The 14,025-nt window shown below is 55.3% G+C and carries 17 protein-coding genes and 1 riboswitch; of the genes, 4 read left to right on the top strand and 13 right to left on the bottom strand.

Annotated features, from left to right (window positions below):
* Nucleotides 1-39 precede the first annotated feature (39 nt).
* The 3 genes from MOTHE_RS01015 to MOTHE_RS01005 all read left to right on the top strand — a co-directional run bounded on the left by MOTHE_RS01015 (nt 40) and on the right by MOTHE_RS01005 (nt 3,359).
* On the top strand, nt 40-1,443 hold the full coding sequence (locus tag MOTHE_RS01015; RefSeq protein WP_011391736.1) for an ammonium transporter: 1,404 nt from the start codon (nt 40-42) through the stop codon (nt 1,441-1,443).
* A 248-nt stretch (nt 1,444-1,691) separates the two neighbouring features.
* Nucleotides 1,692-1,891: riboswitch (cobalamin riboswitch) on the top strand.
* Between the two features lie 140 nt (nt 1,892-2,031).
* Nucleotides 2,032-2,586 carry an ECF transporter S component gene (locus tag MOTHE_RS01010; protein ID WP_011391735.1) on the top strand — a complete coding sequence of 185 codons (555 nt, stop codon included), beginning with the start codon at nt 2,032-2,034 and terminating at the stop codon, nt 2,584-2,586.
* A complete protein-coding gene (locus tag MOTHE_RS01005) occupies nt 2,583-3,359 on the top strand; it encodes an AIR synthase related protein (RefSeq protein ID WP_011391734.1) in 777 nt (258 codons plus the stop codon). Before MOTHE_RS01010 ends, MOTHE_RS01005 begins: the two co-directional genes overlap by 4 nt.
* A 96-nt stretch (nt 3,360-3,455) precedes the next feature.
* Here the strand turns inward: MOTHE_RS01005 and MOTHE_RS01000 are convergent, their stop codons facing one another.
* The 7 genes from MOTHE_RS01000 to MOTHE_RS00970 all read right to left on the bottom strand — a co-directional run bounded on the left by MOTHE_RS01000 (nt 3,456) and on the right by MOTHE_RS00970 (nt 10,051).
* The gene (locus MOTHE_RS01000) at nt 3,456-5,048 is read right to left on the bottom strand and encodes an S-layer homology domain-containing protein (protein WP_236683297.1); all 1,593 of its coding nucleotides are present in this window, start codon (nt 5,046-5,048) and stop codon (nt 3,456-3,458) included.
* 135 nt (nt 5,049-5,183) lie between these two features.
* Nucleotides 5,184-7,454 carry an S-layer homology domain-containing protein gene (locus MOTHE_RS00995; RefSeq protein ID WP_011391732.1) on the bottom strand — a complete coding sequence of 757 codons (2,271 nt, stop codon included), beginning with the start codon at nt 7,452-7,454 and terminating at the stop codon, nt 5,184-5,186.
* 285 nt (nt 7,455-7,739) lie between these two features.
* Nucleotides 7,740-8,300, bottom strand: a complete 561-nt coding sequence (locus MOTHE_RS00990; protein WP_053094556.1) for a metal-dependent hydrolase — start codon at nt 8,298-8,300, stop codon at nt 7,740-7,742.
* Nucleotides 8,301-8,376: 76 nt separating this feature from the next.
* Nucleotides 8,377-8,820, bottom strand: coding sequence for a type VII toxin-antitoxin system HepT family RNase toxin (hepT, locus tag MOTHE_RS00985; protein WP_053094555.1), 444 nt, complete (start codon nt 8,818-8,820; stop codon nt 8,377-8,379).
* A complete protein-coding gene (locus tag MOTHE_RS00980) occupies nt 8,810-9,262 on the bottom strand; it encodes a nucleotidyltransferase domain-containing protein (protein WP_080997215.1) in 453 nt (150 codons plus the stop codon). The genes hepT (MOTHE_RS00985) and MOTHE_RS00980 overlap by 11 nt, the downstream gene beginning before the upstream one ends.
* Nucleotides 9,263-9,290: 28 nt before the next feature.
* Nucleotides 9,291-9,770 carry a type II toxin-antitoxin system VapC family toxin gene (locus MOTHE_RS00975; protein WP_011391728.1) on the bottom strand — a complete coding sequence of 160 codons (480 nt, stop codon included), beginning with the start codon at nt 9,768-9,770 and terminating at the stop codon, nt 9,291-9,293.
* A complete protein-coding gene (locus tag MOTHE_RS00970; RefSeq protein ID WP_025773714.1) occupies nt 9,767-10,051 on the bottom strand; it encodes a helix-turn-helix domain-containing protein in 285 nt (94 codons plus the stop codon). The genes MOTHE_RS00975 and MOTHE_RS00970 overlap by 4 nt, the downstream gene beginning before the upstream one ends.
* Nucleotides 10,052-10,170: 119 nt before the next feature.
* Between MOTHE_RS00970 and MOTHE_RS13055 the strand changes: the two genes are divergently transcribed.
* Nucleotides 10,171-10,347, top strand: a complete 177-nt coding sequence (locus MOTHE_RS13055; RefSeq protein WP_011391726.1) for a type II toxin-antitoxin system Phd/YefM family antitoxin — start codon at nt 10,171-10,173, stop codon at nt 10,345-10,347.
* 142 nt (nt 10,348-10,489) lie between these two features.
* Here MOTHE_RS13055 and MOTHE_RS00965 read toward each other — a convergent pair whose 3' ends face one another.
* The 6 genes from MOTHE_RS00965 to MOTHE_RS14160 form a co-directional block, all read right to left on the bottom strand.
* Nucleotides 10,490-11,467: an Rpn family recombination-promoting nuclease/putative transposase gene (locus MOTHE_RS00965; protein WP_011391725.1), complete on the bottom strand. Its 978-nt coding sequence runs from the start codon at nt 11,465-11,467 to the stop codon at nt 10,490-10,492.
* Between the two features lie 772 nt (nt 11,468-12,239).
* Nucleotides 12,240-12,659 carry a type VII toxin-antitoxin system HepT family RNase toxin gene (hepT, locus tag MOTHE_RS00960; RefSeq protein WP_162490011.1) on the bottom strand — a complete coding sequence of 140 codons (420 nt, stop codon included), beginning with the start codon at nt 12,657-12,659 and terminating at the stop codon, nt 12,240-12,242.
* Complete coding sequence (gene mntA, locus MOTHE_RS12615; RefSeq protein ID WP_011391723.1) at nt 12,565-13,056, bottom strand: type VII toxin-antitoxin system MntA family adenylyltransferase antitoxin; 492 nt, start codon at nt 13,054-13,056, stop codon at nt 12,565-12,567. Before mntA ends, hepT (MOTHE_RS00960) begins: the two co-directional genes overlap by 95 nt.
* Nucleotides 13,049-13,300, bottom strand: coding sequence for a helix-turn-helix domain-containing protein (locus MOTHE_RS00955; RefSeq protein WP_235551393.1), 252 nt, complete (start codon nt 13,298-13,300; stop codon nt 13,049-13,051). The genes mntA and MOTHE_RS00955 overlap by 8 nt, the downstream gene beginning before the upstream one ends.
* 37 nt (nt 13,301-13,337) lie before the next feature.
* A complete protein-coding gene (locus tag MOTHE_RS00950; RefSeq protein ID WP_011391721.1) occupies nt 13,338-13,772 on the bottom strand; it encodes a PIN domain-containing protein in 435 nt (144 codons plus the stop codon).
* Complete coding sequence (locus MOTHE_RS14160; protein ID WP_011391720.1) at nt 13,762-14,004, bottom strand: CopG family transcriptional regulator; 243 nt, start codon at nt 14,002-14,004, stop codon at nt 13,762-13,764. Before MOTHE_RS14160 ends, MOTHE_RS00950 begins: the two co-directional genes overlap by 11 nt.
* Between the last annotated feature and the right edge of the window lie 21 nt (nt 14,005-14,025).

Below are 14,025 nucleotides of genomic sequence, written 5' to 3'. Positions count from 1 at the left end.
ATCCTGCTCCGGCCAGTAGAAACAGCTTTTTTACTATTATTGTTCCTGGCTGCCGGGACCGTCCTGGCCCGGCCGGCGCTGGCGGCAGCCGGGGACGCGGTTGATACCGGCGATACCGCTTTTATCTTAGTAGCCAGCGCCCTGGTCATGTTGATGACCCCCGGCCTGGCCTTCTTTTACGGCGGTATGGTCCGCCAGAAGAACGTCCTGGGTATCATCATGCAATGCCTGGCCACTCTGGCCCTTATTTCCGTCCAGTGGGTCCTGTGGGGCTATTCCCTGGCCTTTGGTCCCGACCATCTCCACCTGCTGGGAGGGCTGGACTGGGCGGGGTTCCGGGGCGTCGGTCTGGAACCCAATCCCCTTTACGCCGCCACCATCCCCCACCAGGTATTCGCCATGTTCCAGCTCATGTTCGCAATAATCACCCCGGCCCTGATAACCGGTGCCTTTGCCGAGCGAATGCGCTTCCCGGCCTTCCTGCTCTTTACCTTAATGTGGGCTACCCTGGTCTATGACCCCCTGGCCCACTGGGTCTGGGGCGCGGGGGGCTGGCTGCGGGAACTCGGCGCCCTGGACTTTGCCGGCGGCACGGTGGTGCATATCAGCGCCGGCGTGGCCGGGCTGGTCTGCGCCCTGGTCCTGGGACGCCGGCGGGATTACGGCCGGATCCCCCTGCCGCCCCACAACCTCCCCATGACCGTTTTGGGCGCCGCGCTGTTATGGTTCGGCTGGTTCGGTTTTAATGCCGGCAGCGCCCTAGGGGCCAACGGTCTGGCCGGTAACGCCTTCGTCACTACCAATACGGCTGCCGGGGCCGCCATCCTGGGCTGGCTGGCGGTAGAGTGGCTGCTCCACGGCAAACCCACCGCCCTGGGAGCGGCCAGCGGCGCGGTGGCAGGCCTGGTCGCCATCACCCCGGCGGCCGGTTTCGTCACTCCCCCGGCGGCCCTGGTAATCGGCGGTATCGGCGGCGCCCTTTGTTGCCTGTCAGTGGCCGTGGCCAAGGTTAAACTGGGCTACGACGATTCCCTGGACGCCTTTGGCTGCCACGGCGTCGGCGGTACCTGGGGGGCCATTGCCACCGGCATCTTTGCCACCAAAGCCGTGAACCCCGCCGGGGCCGACGGCCTGCTTTACGGCAACGCCCATTTGCTGGGGGTACAGGTGGTAGGCGTGGCGGCGGCCTGGATCTTTACCGCCGCAGTGACCTACGGCATTCTCAAGGTCGTCTCCCTGTTGACACCTCTGCGGGTCACAGCCGAGGAAGAGGAAGCCGGCCTGGATCTCTCCCAGCACGGCGAAAGCGCCTATCCCGACACCGGCCTGGCAGCCCTGGAGGTAGCAGAGGGTAAACGGGTTACCGCCCCGGGAGAACTGGCGGTAAATTGGATGGTGAGCCAGGGTAACCCGGCCGGAACCGGTCTTTTCCGCCAGGAATAAACGGACAACATAGCCCCGTCGCGGCCCGGTAATCGAACAGCGGCGGGGCTTGTTTATCTCTTCTAGGGTTAGTCCCGTGGTTTTATAAGGGTATCTGTATCAGGTAAGCTACCAATTGATTGGAGTTCCAGTACACCCAAAGGCGGGGGTGCGGCTACCTGCCCCCGGGAAGTCTTTCCCGGGCTTACTTTCGGAAACAGGGCTTGCCAAAAGCCCGGTGGTGGATTATATTAATAATTGACAACCATATATGAAAAAAATGGACAGGTGCCCCCGGGAGGGGGAGAATAGGGAAGTCCGGTAACCGCCTTTTCAGGCGGCGATCCGGCGCGGTCCCGCCACTGTGAGCGTGGAGTTGGCGATATAACGCCACTGGGATAGTTCCCGGGAAGGCATCGCTAAACAAGGAAGCGCGAGCCAGGAGACCTGCCTGTCCATATGACCTCTCACCTTCGCCAGGAAAGGGGAGAAGCAACCGGGGATGATGGTAAAGTCCCCAGCCGGTAGACGGCTGGGGACTTTTTTGTTGCGGGTGGCCCGGCCCCATTTCGCCCCTGACAAAATCTTCTTTAGAAAGGAGAAGCAAACATGGCAAAACCGGAACTTTCCTCCCCGGCCGTTAAGGCAAGCCGCTGGACGGCCAGACGCCTGGCCACCCTGGCCATGCTCATCGCCCTGTCAACTGTGGGCGCCAATCTAAAAATACCCAGCATCACCGGCACCCCGGCCTTCGATTCTTTTCCCGGCTTTCTCGGCGCCCTCATCCTGGGTCCCGCCGACGGGGCCCTGATAGCAGCCCTGGGGCACCTGCTCACCGCCTTTACCGCCGGGTTCCCCCTCACCCCGCCCCTCCACCTGGTTATTGCCGCCGGCATGGCCGCTGTCGTCGCCCTCTTTGCCATTTTCTACCGCTTTTCCCCCTGGCTGGGGATAGCAGCGGGAATAGCCCTCAACGGTCTCTTACTCCCGGCGCTGTTCATCCCCCTGCCGGGGTTCGGCAAAGCATTCTTCCTGGCCATGGTGGTGCCCCTGCTGATCGCTTCCGCCCTGAACATCGTCCTGGCCGCGACGGCCTTCACCAGCCTGCGCCGGGTATTTCCCGCCAGCTATGCCGCCGGCCGGGGGAAAGGTGAAGGCAAATGACCCCGGCCACCCTTTCCCCCCGCCGCTACCGGGACTTGACCATCCTGGACCTGGATGCGCAAAGATCCCTGGTGATCGCCTGCGACTCCGCCGGGGCCATCGGCCCCAAGGAAGCCGACGTGGTGCGGGTGCCCGGGTACGTCCTGGGCCGTTTTACCGCCAGGGTGGCCCTGATGGAAGTCCTGGCGTTAGGTGCCTGGCCGGTATGCGTCGTCAACACCCTCTGTGTCGAGCCGGAGCCTGCAGGTGCGGCCATCCGGGAGGGTGTGGCCGACGAGATGCGCGTCCTGGGCATCGACCCGGAGAAAACCCTTACCGGCAGCAGCGAAAAAAATATACCTACTACCCAGTCCGGGATAGGGATCACCGTCATCGGCCTGGCAACAACCGCAGAGCTGTTAATGGGACGCCTGGCTGCCGGCGATACCCTGGCCCTCTTCGGACGGCCCAAGGTCGGAACCGAGGTCTTCCTCGACGACCCGGAAATCGTAGACCTGAAAACCGTGCGCCTGCTCCTTGACCAGCCGGGCATCCGGGAAATCGTCCCCGCCGGCTCCAGGGGCATCCTGGCCGAGGCCAGGGACCTGGCCGCATTATACGGGCTGCAAATCAACTGGAGGCCGGGCCTCACAGGGCCGGCCCTGCTAAAGTCGGCCGGCCCTGCCACCTGCATCCTCGCCGCCGGCGACCGGGCCGCCCTGGAGACCACGGGGCGCCGGGCGGAAAAACCCTTCTGCCTCCTGGGTACCCTGGGCCCCGCCGCGTCCCGGTAATCCGGACAGCGACGGGGCGCCAGGGTACTTGCTTTCTCCAGGGCGAAAAAACGCCCCTGCCGCTTTCACGGCAGGGGCAGGGGGCAACCCACGGGCCTATCTCCAGCCGGCTTTATCCATCAGCCGCTCAAGCATCACTATGGCCTCGGCCCTGGTGGCGCGCTCAAGGGGCGCCAGGCCGCCTTCGCGGCCGCCGACAATACCGGCCGTCACAGCCGCGGCCATGGCCGGCCGGGCCCAGGAAGGTACGGCCGCCTGGTCCCGATAGGGTTGCAGGACGGCTTCTACCTGACCAGGCTCCACCTTCACGGCCAGGCCCTGCAAGGCCAGGGCGTTGCCCAGCATGGCCGCCATCTCGGCCCTGGTCACCGGATTATCGGGTTTAAAGGTACTATCCTCATACCCGTGCACCAGCCCCGCCCGGACGGCGGCGGCCACGGAGGGAGCGTACCAGGCATCGGCCGGCACATCGCTAAAGCCGGTTACCGTTCCTTTTACCGGCAGGCCCAGGACCCGCTGCAGGAGGCTCGTAAATTCGGCCCGGGTAATGTCTCGGTCGGGCTCAAACCGCCCCTCGCCCACGCCGGCGGCGATATGCCTGGCCGCCATGACCTGGACATCCCTGGCCGCCCAGTGGCCCGCCAGGTCGGCAAAATCAGCCCGGTACTCCAAAACGGCATAACTGCCATCACCCGGTAACGAAAATTCCAGGTAGGGACTCCCGTCCACCCCATGACCGCCGAGGTAAACCAGAGAACCATCGCTTTTCACCTGGTAAACGCCTAGGAGGTCCCGGTCCAACCCCTGCCGCTCTTCATATTTTATCCTAGCGGGGACGCCGGCCGGGAGCCCTCCCTTATCCCCGGCGGTGAGGGTATAAACCATGCCGGCCCCATTGTAGCCCGGCCCGTTGACGTCTTTTACCCGCGCCGGGTCCAGGCTCTCCTGCCTAAACGTCAGGTCTGCTCCCCCGGAGCTGCTCAAATCCGCCAGGGAGGCTGCCGGCAGGGTCAGGACCACCGGGCCGTAGTCCAGCTCCAGGTCCGCCTTTTTTTGCCCCAGGTCCTGGAGGAGAGCCGGCGGCAGGGAGAAGGTCCGGGTGGGAGCGGTCTCCCCGGCCAGGGAAAGGACCAGCTTGTTATCCTTTATCCCGGCGGCCGCCTCCGGGTTCACCCGCCAGGTAACAACCCCGGCGGCAGTGTCGCGCTGGATCTCTTCTTCCGTACCGGCCGACGGCGCCGCGGTCCCGCCCCCGCCGGCCGCGGCCTGACCGCCGCTCCCCAGCAAAGCGTTCACAACCTCTTTCCGGACAGGCTCCAGGGACGGCGGGAAATTGCCCTTCAGGATGGATTGAATGTCCGAAGTTGCCGCCAAGGCATTTGCCAGGGTAGTGTATTTCTTATCCGTAAACAGCACTTCCGCCGCCGTTTTCATGACCAGGGCGTTCACGCCGGCTTCATCCTTGAGGCTGCTCGTATCAGCCTGGGAAAGCCGGGCCTGCACATCGGCCAGGAAAGACCGCAGGTCGTTATCCATGGCCTGCTCGTTGCTATTTAACTTAAGGTATTCATTCAGCAGTTCCTGGCGATAGGGCTGGTAGGTGGGATCATTCTTCAACTGGTCGTAAAGGCCGGGGAGGTCCAGCCCCGCGGCCAGGGCGACCGCCCCGCCCACCAGGGACAACAGCATCAAGAACAACAACGTCCAGCAGATTAAAACCCTCGTAGAAACCCTCCGCAACAACCTTCTCCCCTCCGGTTAAAAAGCAGGGGCATGCCCGCCAGCGGCAGGGCAGCCCCCTTCCCTTATTTGACAACAGGTAGGTTAGATCCGATCCTGCAGCCGCTTGAGCATGACCACCGTTTCCGCCCGGGTGGCGTTGCCCAGGGGCACGAAGGTGGTAGCCGTCCGGCCGACAATAAGCCCGGATTCTACCGCCACAGCCGCGCTCTCCCTGGCCCAGCTCGCGAGGCTGCCGTTGTCACTGAACTTACTCAAGATATCGTCCACCCGTCCCGCGACGTCCACCTTCTGCCCGGCGTAAGCCAGGGCTCGCGCAAGCATAGCGGCCATTTCCTGGCGGCTTATAGCCTTGTCGGGACGGAAGCTGCCGTCTTCATAGCCCGCCACCAGGCCGGTCCTGGAGGCAGTTACTACGGCGCCGTAGTACCAGTCTCCGGGCTGGATATCCGCAAAGCGATTGGCAGCGGACCTATCCTCACTGATACCCAGGGTGCGGAGCAGGAAGGCCGTAAATTCCGCCCGCGTTACCTGGCCCTCGGGTTTGAATTCGCTGGCCGAGATGCCTGCCGCAACATGGCGGGCAGCCATGATCTCGATATCCCGCTGGGCCCAGTGTCCCTGGATGTCGCTGAAGGTCTTATCATAAGCCAGTACCGTGTACTTTGAGAAGGAGTTGAGGACAGCGCTGATCGAATTGGTGGCCTTATCGACCCGGCCGCCCTTGTATTCCCACGTGCCGGCAGCCACATTGTAACGATAGACACCCAGCTTATCGGCATCCACACCCTCCGGGCGATAGGTCAAAGTGAGGGTTACCGGCTTGGCCGGGGTCACCATCTGCTGGTTATCGCCCTTAACAGTATACAGGTCGATTTCGATAACGTCTGCCGCCTGGCGCATACTGGCCGGGAGATTGCCGGTAACCGCCTGGGCTTCTGTAGTATCCAAAACCTGGAAGGCAAAATTAATCGTTGCTGCCGGATCGGCCAGGATCTCCGGCGGTATCACCCCTGCCGGGAGAAGCGCCTTTACACCCGCCACTTCGAGGGAAAGGGCCTTACCGGCTTCCGCGGCCTTAGTAAAGACGGCGGCCGGCAATTCCATTGTAGCCGTTTTCACGGTCACATCGGTCGGGATGTCGGCTTTAAAGACCACCGGGCCGGAAGCCTGGGCGATCAGATCGGCTGCTTTGGCCGCATCGATGGTGGTCGTCACACTGCCAGTGGATTTATCGACCGTTACCTGGCCGAAGTCAGTAGTAGTGGAGGTAGACTGCCCGGGCTGGGAGGCACCGCCTCCGCCTCCTCCGCCACCACCGCCGCCTCCGCCACCGCCGGAAGCAGCGTTTACTGTCACTTGAAATTCAGCCAGCCAGAGGGAGTTGTTAAAATCCGGATTCGTTCCGGCAGAGGGATGATAAGCGCGGACCCTGATAGTCCCGGGTTTATTGGCTGTAAGCTTGTTCCCGTTAAAACTGGCGATACTCGGATCGGATGACTGCCACCCCAAGACGCTGGCTATGGAAGAACTTACTTCAAACTGGTTTAAAACCTTTAAGCCGTATTCCTGGGTGTTGCCGACAGTCAAAGTGGTGCTGCCTAACGGCTGCGTCTGGGAGCGTATGTAGCCCTTCAGCAGGGCCTGCTCCGCGGCTTTGCCGTCAGGCACTTTAGAGCGCAATGCGTCTTTAACCTGCATCAACAGCCCGATATTCCAACCCAAACCCGTCAGGGCGTCCTTAAAATCAGAAGTGACCCCCGACGCGGCGTCAGAAACAATATCGCTGAAACTATTCAAGACTGCATCATAGCTCGAACCTGTTATAAATTGCTCCAATATATTGCCAAGATTGCTCTGCAAGGCTGCAGGTAAATTTGCTTCAGTAGCCAGGGCGAACTGCCAGGCGTCGTCAACGGTTACACCGCTTCCAAGCAATTGACTGAAGGTAGAGCTATACTGGCTGCGGAAACCTTGCAATTCATTTTCCAACGTGCTCGCATCTGGAGAGTAATAGATCCCCGCCGCGTATTTTATCATACCCGCCAGGGTAGAGGCGGCGTTATCTTCATCAACTCTAAGATTATTTTTAACTTGTTCCGTTATCAACCTTTTGTCCTTTAATATCTTTGCTATCTCATCATCACTAAGCCCCGCAATCTCATCCTTCGCCGCCTGGATAACTTGCTTATCCCCGGCGTCCAGGCAGTTATACACCGGCTGGAGCCTGTTCACCAGATCGGCTACCGGGTCGCTCGACGCCGCGGCAGCGGTGGGCATCGCCGGGATGCCGGCCAGCACCAGGCTCAGGCAAACAACAACCGCCAGATACGACCATAAACCCTTGATGCGCACATATAACCCTCCTATCGCCCCTTAAGGCCGGCGAAGCGAGCCTTGGCAGAGGCAAATTTTGTTAACGCGCTCCAGTTCACTTGCTATATTCGCCATTTTTGGCAATAATCCTCCTAAAAACCAGGTCCAAATAAGAAAAGTTTTACATTCAATCAGTCAAAAACTGATGACCGCCTCCCAGCCAGTAATGATATTTTGCAGGCTGCAAATCCCAGAAATTTTGCCGATATGGGTCCCCGGGACCCGGCCCCGTAGGGCCCGGCCGCCGGAATTACAGCCTGCCCGTTAGAACCTTCCCCGCTTCAAAAACTCCATCACCCCTCCCCGGTAAACAAGTTGTCCAAAAAAGAACAGGAGAACAATACCGCCCGCTGCTTCCGGCACATACACCAAAGGGTCGTGCAGGAGCCCCGCCAGCCACTGCCAGAACCACTCTTCCGGGTGGCCCCGGGGAAAACCCCAGCCGTACAGAGGCCAGAAGAAAGTAGTCGGGTAGCGCCACATCCCGTCCAGCAGGTGGTGCATCAGGCTACCCCCGGCCAGGACCAGGCCCCCCGGCCGCCGGTAACGCCGCCACCACAGCAGGCCGGCGGCCCAGGCAAATAATAAAAAAACCAGGGTATGGGCGTAAATACGGCCGTTACCCAGGGTTTCCTTGAAAATTACCCCGCCCAGGGGCTTGTCGATAATGTCCGGCAGCATAGAACCGATAAGGACCAGGCGGTAATCTATCAGTTCCGGCGGCCCCGGCCTGCTGCCCGGCCTTTGCCTGCCGCCGGGAACCATCATCTTTTCCATCACCCTGGCTGCCGCCAGGGTCAAACCAGCGTGACCTAAAAACAGCATCAGCTATACCCACGTGCTTCCTTTCTAAAAAAATAATCAACATCGCGGTGGCATAAAAATGGACAGGGCCGTGTATCTAGCAGTATGGCTCTTCCTTGTTACCAGTGAAAAATTTGCCCATTGCCTTTAAATAAGCATCCAGGTCTTTAAGCCCATTCACTAAAATATTATAGAGGGTATCACTATCTACGTCCCAGTAAATATGAACCAGCCTGTTTCTGAATCTCGTCATCTTAATAAGAGTAGTAACAAATTCAGGAGGAAAAATGCCGGCCTCACCCAAAATGCGAAAGGTATCAGCGTAATCCTCTGGTATTCTCAGATTGTTCCGGGCGATAATATGATTGCTTAAATCAATGGCTGCTTCAATGGCCACGATGAAATGATATTTAGCACTGCCTATTTTATCAGGATCAGTCAAAAACTCCTCTTTAGGCAGGCGGGCCAGGTCTTGCAGCCGTTTTTGAGCCTGCCTGAACGCGGCAAGAAGTTTGCCGGCTTTTAACGCATCAAATTTCAAGGCCAAACGTCTCCTTAAAATAGCGTTTCCGAAACGGGGCAAAATCAAAATACCTGTCCAGCGTGTGTTCCTCAAAATCAACCCTGATATTGGGGACATTCTCTATTAGCAGGTAACCGTTTTTTAAAACGCTATATTTAAAGGATAAAGGAGCTCTATTAATAACCCTGACATCGATCGGGAAAGGAATGAGCTGCCGGAGGGAATCTTCCAACTGCATCTCATAAAAGAAGTAATCTGTATCTATCCCCTCATCATTGATATAAACGGCTAGATCAATATCCCTGAAAGGTCCTTCACCGAGAAAAGAACCGTGGAGATAGGCAAAGACTATCTCCTCTTTCCCTTTTAAGCAGGCAGCAATTCTTTGAAGCAGGCTATGCTTCTCCTCATTAGTCAAGGAATAGAACTTAAACCGTTCCAAACTCCTACCTTCCTTCACTTTGATTGTCATCCCTATGAGGCATCTCTCACCTCATCAACTCCGAAGCAAATTCACTGAGGAGATGGACATAAGGCAACCTGCCCTTAACGTTATTATACAGTCTTGCGTCAGAAGTCCAAAAATCACAGTTGCGCAATTCGGCTAACGCCAGGTAGTGACTATCATAGACGACAGGTAATTTCAACTCTTTTGCCAGCTCCCATCCCCGGCGCCGTTGACCGGGGACACTGATAGTTTTTAAGGGGATGGCCTGCACGGCTTCAAAAGCAATTTCCGCCTGTTCCGGCGTCAATCTTTCTTCGGGGGTGGTAATTACTGTCCTGCGTCTAATGACACTATCTATTTCTACAGGACAAAAGACGGGGGCTATTAACTGCACCCCCTGCTCCTGCCACCATGCAAAAAGGGCGTCTGCCAGCGCGCTGTCCGGTTCGTTTATAACCAGTTTGACTACCAGGCAGGCATCGACACAAACTTCTTTAAGGCGCACGTCCATCTCGTTCACCGGTCTGCCCTATCTAACCGGATCTGCTGCAAGATCTTCGCACTATCGCCCCTCAGGGGCATCATTGCCCGCGCGGCCCGGCATTTTGCCAGCCAATCGCTTTTGTTAGATATTTCTGCTGCCGGGCGTCCCAATTTTTCTAAAGCGCTCGCCGGTATGCGCAGTTGCCGTCCATAGCGCAAGGCCGGCAAATCCCCCTTTTGGATCCAACGCCTTATAGTGCGTTCGCTGACTTTAAGCATTCTGGCTAATTCTGCCGGTGGATAAAATATTTCGCTCATTAGGTACCCACCCCTGAAAGTCATCGGTTCCCTTATGGCAAATTTTATGCCCTTATGACCGCTATGTCAACTCATTTACTCAAATTTAACTCAAGCTTCTGGATCACAGATCGCGCTAGGTGAAAGAGGGACGGGAAGTCATTATTGCCAAAGCCGGCACGCCTGTGGCTCGGCCGGTCCCGATAACAAGCGAGAAACCTGAACGATATCCCGGCAGCGCTAAGGGCCAAATCACTATAGCCCTGGATTTTAATGCCCCCCTGCCCGAAGCTATTCTCAAGGAGTTTGAAGAATGAAAGCTCTCCTTTTGACCGGCTTCTCGTCTCCCAGGCCCAGATAGAAAACCTGCCCATTCTTACCGCCGATCCCCAAATCGCCCGTTAGGCAGTCAAGGTAATATGGTAGCCGGCAGCGCAGTTGTTCGGAGCCTAAAAGCACCTACTGGAGGCCCCCGGCGATCTTTCCTACAATAACTGCCCGCGCTTCTTCTATAGTATCAGCAGTAAACAGCTCATCCAAAATGCGGTCCAGGATTTGGAGGTCGCTTATTTTCTGCACCTTTTCTTCCAGGTCAGCCGGCTGATCCCCAAACCTGCGGGAGAGATATTTAAGAATCGTTTCTTTTTTTGCTTCCATCCGACCTTCCATTCTGCCTTCCATCCTGCCTTCCATTCTACCTTCCATCCTGCCTTCCATCCTGCCTTTTTCATGCCAACTGGTAGTAATCTGCATGATTGTCTCAGCCTCCTTTTTATCAATTCTACCCAGTTCACAGTTGAGTCTTTCTTCTTCCTCCTGGCTTAGCTTCAGGTAGCTCTCGAAGAATCCGGCCAGCATCTCCATCCGCGCCGGGTCCAGTTTTAACCTCGTCAGCATGCGCAGAAATTCTAACTTTACCTGGACCCTATCTTCGTCTTTAAAACCCATTTTACTAAGAAGCGCGGCTGCTACCGGATTGTTGCTGTGAATATATTCCCGCCACGGCAGCTTCTTTAGTTCCAGTTTATAGAAACGAAAGCGCAATACGTCCAGAAAAGTAAATCCTGTCGTGAATGTATCGGGTTCGTCCCGCACCTGGTCGTAAGTAAAAATGGCTATCGGCAGGATCTTGCAGCGGTGCTGTTCGTAAAGGCGACTGAAGTAGATAAACATCCTCTCGTTGAATTCTTTTTGCACATAACTTTGCGGCTCGATGTGGACCATGATCAGGCCTTCTTCGCCTTTAAGGCGGGTCTCTACCAGAATATCAACCTCGTGTTTTTCGCCGACAGTGACGTCGGTAAAGACTTCCTGCTGCAGGAATCTTACATGGGTAAAATCAATGGCTTCATATGCCCGGGGGAAAAAGGCTTGCATGAATTCAGCAAAAAAGGTCTCGATTAGTTCCTTAAAAAGACGGTCGTGATCGATATTCATTCGTTACAGTTCCCCCATAAACGCTGCAATAATTTGAATCAAACGTTTGATCGGGAGATCGATTGAGGGCATCAGGGATAATTCTCCTTTTTTATTTTACCATATAACATCCCAGGGCAATAGGCGCATCTCCATCACGTTCACCCGAACAAATTAAATTATACTTAACTACATAAGGGCGACCATCGCCGTACCATCTCCGTCCCCACTCCGTATTATGGACATAAGGCCGATAAAGTATAATTTAAATCGAACGCCCGCCGGCCTGAGCCATCCCTTCCAGAAGTACCAAATGCCAGCAACCGGCTGCCTGGAAAGAGAAGCAAAGCATCGCCTCAAGGAGAAATACTTAACAGTTTCTGTATAAATTCTATCACATAGCCCCTGTTCAGTTTATCATGGCAATACTGGTTGATATAATTACGCAGGCAACCGTAGCAACTTGTGTTGGCCAGACTACCACCACATTCGCATCTGGAGAGTATCGCCAACGTCCGCTACAAAGTTCGCATCAGATTATCTTTTTCTGCAATCCGCTTGACATGGCCTGCGCCACCCGGCACATTATCAAATAATACCAGCGCAGGGCTATAAGGATTGCTCGATATCCAAGGCACTGCAGGCTCCCTCTAAAATGCCGTATAAAACAGACTCCCAGAAACCCTCACGTTGATCGTGTCTTCTTGAATTTCTAGAATGGTAAACTGCCCCCTACATTTCAAAGTAATATAGGGAACTCATTTATTTTAAGGCGCATCCTTTCGCATACATCTCATTTTTTCATCCAGGCTTTGATACAGTCGGCAAAATGATAAAAATCGTCAAGCCTGTGCAGGTTGCGGTAAACTTCATGCCAATCAATCTGGATATACTCATGGACAAGTATATTTCGAAAGCCAGCGATGCCGGCAAAACTGCGCGCAAACTTTAACGGCAATATCCCTGCTTGGCCTAAAGTAATAAAAGCGCTGTAATAATCCTCGGGCTTTTCCAGGTCCTCAATGGATATTACCCTGTTAGCGATATCGATGCAACACTGGGCCGCTACTTCCAGATTTCTCTCGACAATATCCCGCAAATAGGGGTCCTGCTCGAAGTCATCGAATGATTTGGTTTTGAGCGGTTCTAATTTCGTTAAGCACTCCGAGAGTTTTTCCAAGCGCCTCTCGATACCGCTGAACTCGCTTTTCACTCTTACCCTCCTTTAAAACATTCTCCCTTTGTTGGCGTAAGACAGGTAAAAAATCAAAATACCGGCTCAGGATATTGCCCTCAAACTCGACCCTGGTATAACCGTCTTTCTGGTACAGGAGGATCCCATCTTTGATCACTCTGTACTGCAATTCTACCGGCGCAAATTTTAGCATAACTACATCCACTTTGGCACCACCCATGAACATAGAAAGCTCGTGCAAAAGACGATAATACTCCTCCGTTCCCATATCGGGTGCCAGGATGGCAAAATCATAGTCGCTTAAAGGGCTGGCTTTCCCACGGGCTCTAGAACCAAAAAGATAAGCAAGATCAATATTCCTTGTCTTAAAAAAGCCTTGAAACCTGTAAAGAATGTCTTCCTCCAACTCATTCATTTTTCTCCACTACCTTATCCCGGAGCTGCTGCAAGATCTTCGCCCTATCGCCCCTCAGGGGCATCATTACCCGCGCGGCCCGGCATTTTGCCAGCCAATCGCTTTTGTTAGATATTTCTGTTGCCGGGCGTCCTAATTTTTCTAAAGCGCTCGCCGGTATGCGCAGTTGTCGTCCATAACGCAAGGCCGGCAAATCCCCCTTTTGCACCCAACGCCTTATAGTGCCCTCGCTGACTTTAAGCATCCTGGGCTGCAATTTTTCTTGCAAATCAGCAGATTGCTCAATCCAGATGGAACGGGTTTAAAACCACTACCCCTTCGTAACGCTGTCCGGTATTAAGGTCTTCGGTCCAGATAACATCGCAGCCCAACTTTTTGGCGCTACAGATAATAAGAGAATCCCAAAATGATAGTTCATTCCGCTGCTGGATTTCAATAGCTTCCAGAACATCCTCGACATCAGGCACATGCAGCGTCCACTGGCCTAAATCGGCAATTATCCTTGCGGCCGTTTCCGGCGCAACCGGTTTTGCTACCTTTTGAACTATCGTCACGTAAAACTCTTGCAGCACCTGCAAACTAATACAGCCCCGACGGGAGTCCCACAAACTTAATATAAGATCCCTGGCCTTCTCATGTTTTATACCCGCTGAGATATCATGAGCATAAACGAGTACATTAGTATCGACGAACTGGCGCCTTAAATTATCGTTCATGGATATCTGCTCTCCGCCAGGTAATTCTGCCCTGGGTACCAAGGTAAGTACCATTTCTTAACAAAGTGGTATGGCGTTCACGAGCCTTAGCGTAGCTATCTTCTTGCCGGACGAGTTCCTCAAGGGTTCTAGCCAAAAGGCCCGACACAGAAGTTTGCCTCTCTATGGCTATATGCTTAACCCTTTGCAGTACCTGCTTAGGTAGGGATAAAGTAATATTTTGATATTCCATTTTAAACACCTCCACGTAAAT

Source organism: Moorella thermoacetica, assembly GCF_001267405.1.
Classification (GTDB): domain Bacteria; phylum Bacillota; class DSM-521; order Neomoorellales; family Neomoorellaceae; genus Neomoorella; species Neomoorella thermoacetica.
This window is presented reverse-complemented; position numbering and strand designations above follow the sequence as displayed.

Excerpts from the sequence above, each read along its gene's own strand:
- MOTHE_RS01010 (WP_011391735.1), top strand. The coding sequence starts at position 2,032 with ATGGCAAAACCGGAACTTTCCTCCCCGGCCGTTAAGGCAAGCCGCTGG.
- MOTHE_RS01005 (WP_011391734.1), top strand. The coding sequence starts at position 2,583 with ATGACCCCGGCCACCCTTTCCCCCCGCCGCTACCGGGACTTGACCATC.
- MOTHE_RS01000 (WP_236683297.1), bottom strand. The coding sequence starts at position 5,048 with ATGCTGTTGTCCCTGGTGGGCGGGGCGGTCGCCCTGGCCGCGGGGCTG.
- MOTHE_RS00990 (WP_053094556.1), bottom strand. The coding sequence starts at position 8,300 with ATGCTGTTTTTAGGTCACGCTGGTTTGACCCTGGCGGCAGCCAGGGTG.
- MOTHE_RS00970 (WP_025773714.1), bottom strand. The coding sequence starts at position 10,051 with ATGAGCGAAATATTTTATCCACCGGCAGAATTAGCCAGAATGCTTAAA.
- MOTHE_RS00965 (WP_011391725.1), bottom strand. The coding sequence starts at position 11,467 with ATGAATATCGATCACGACCGTCTTTTTAAGGAACTAATCGAGACCTTT.
- mntA (WP_011391723.1), bottom strand. The coding sequence starts at position 13,056 with ATGAATGAGTTGGAGGAAGACATTCTTTACAGGTTTCAAGGCTTTTTT.
- MOTHE_RS00955 (WP_235551393.1), bottom strand. The coding sequence starts at position 13,300 with ATGCTTAAAGTCAGCGAGGGCACTATAAGGCGTTGGGTGCAAAAGGGG.
- MOTHE_RS00950 (WP_011391721.1), bottom strand. The coding sequence starts at position 13,772 with ATGAACGATAATTTAAGGCGCCAGTTCGTCGATACTAATGTACTCGTT.
- MOTHE_RS14160 (WP_011391720.1), bottom strand. The coding sequence starts at position 14,004 with ATGGAATATCAAAATATTACTTTATCCCTACCTAAGCAGGTACTGCAA.